The sequence below is a fragment of the Salmonella sp. SAL4457 genome (assembly GCF_046548235.1).
Lineage (GTDB): Bacteria > Pseudomonadota > Gammaproteobacteria > Enterobacterales > Enterobacteriaceae > Salmonella > Salmonella enterica.
The window spans coordinates 1-267 of record NZ_JBGDZO010000590.1 but is presented as its reverse complement, the minus strand read 5'-3'; the positions used below and the strand labels follow the sequence as shown (position 1 = coordinate 267).

1 protein-coding gene is annotated in these 267 nt (G+C 67.0%); it reads right to left on the bottom strand.

Annotation, left to right across the window (positions count from 1 at the left end; translation table 11 throughout):
* Positions 1–267: hypothetical protein (locus ACLJNW_RS25575; RefSeq protein WP_410961420.1), on the bottom strand; the 267-nt coding region annotated here is incomplete at both ends.

Genomic DNA, 267 nt, shown 5'->3' with positions numbered 1-267 from the left:
CCCTGGACGTTGGCAAGTCCCACCGTCTGGTCCTGGGGCGTGAAATACAGGTAGACACTGCCGCGATTGTCGCGCTCATCGAAGCTGAGCCGTTCCCCGTCGATGGTCGTCTGGCAGCCCTGGCCACCCACCCAGCCGGGGCCGCCTATCGCGCCGTAGCCTTGGCAGTTGCGCAACGCGACGCTGCTCAGCGCGGGGACCGGATGGCGTCGGCCGCAGATGAACTCGAGGATACCTTTGAGCGTGGCCAGCCGCGCCTCTCTGGTC